Origin of the sequence: Emticicia sp., from assembly GCF_049241225.1 — a bacterium.
Classification (GTDB): domain Bacteria; phylum Bacteroidota; class Bacteroidia; order Cytophagales; family Spirosomataceae; genus Emticicia.
This window is the reverse complement of record NZ_JBMLRC010000081.1, coordinates 1-1,008: the sequence shown is the minus strand read 5'-3', so window position 1 is coordinate 1,008 and position 1,008 is coordinate 1. Positions and strand designations below refer to the sequence as shown.

1 protein-coding gene is annotated in these 1,008 nt (G+C 39.5%); it reads right to left on the bottom strand.

Translation table 11 applies throughout. The features are described from left to right. Window positions 1–115 precede the first annotated feature (115 nt). A partial coding sequence (locus ACOVO2_RS05185; RefSeq protein ID WP_421768942.1) for a hypothetical protein occupies window positions 116–1,008 on the bottom strand: 893 nt, incomplete at its 5' end.

Genomic DNA, 1,008 nt, shown 5'->3' with positions numbered 1-1,008 from the left:
AACGATTGGTGGTTTATTGTCGATAAAGTTTCTACTCGAATAGATAAATAAAAGTATTGTTTGCTGAAAGTCCGCAACGAAGTTTTATTATCCGAACTTCGTTGCGAATTTTCCATTAGTTTTTTAGTAAGCCACCACCGCCTGCGGCTTTCATCATTTCTTTCAAATCGGCTTGTTCGTTGAAGATTTCGACTTCAATATTTTCAAAAAAACCATTTTCGAAACGATTCACTTTGGTCGAACGCCCCAAAATCTTGACTTCGGGTAATTCGCCATTTACTTTGCCCGAAATAATGGCTTTGTTGCCCGATGCTTGCCATTTTGTTATTTCAAGCGTAAAATTTGGCGTTGCCTTGCCATTTACAAAACCAAAAATTGTAGTGTTGGCCGTATTGCCATCGACTGTTCCCGAGAAATTTACTTCCATATCCTTGGCCGTGTAGCTTGCCGTAGACTCTTTTGGATTAAAAACTTGAATAGTTATAGTTCGGGTATCGGGTGCATCAACGCAACCAAATTGAAGTTGCAAATAGGGTTTATTGTAAGCAAAGTTTTTTACACCTTTTCGCCACAAAGAAGCACCTTTATAAGTTACTTTTCCACGAAATGCCTTGCCATCGAGCGTAGATTTGAAATTGACACTTGCCGAGAGTTTGGCATCTGCTTCGGCTTTCATGGCAGTTGTATTTGCCTGAAAACCAGCAGGATATACCTTATAGCCTTTGGTTACGTAGTCACTGCCTTTTGAAGGATTTTCGGTAAATCTTAAATCAAAATAACCATATTCGCCCGCTTTTAATTGGGTTACCTCCTGATTCTCCTTACCAGAAATTTTGGTAATGGTTGCCGTGAATTTTCTACCTGTAGGAGCATAAATATCAATTTTATCGTTTTTCTTAATAACTCCCGATTTGATTTCGAGGCCGCCGCTGAGTTCGGTATCTTTTTCTCCGAGATACAAATAGCCAGTTTCGGCGGTGAAGGTTTGGGCGAAAGTTATAATTGGAA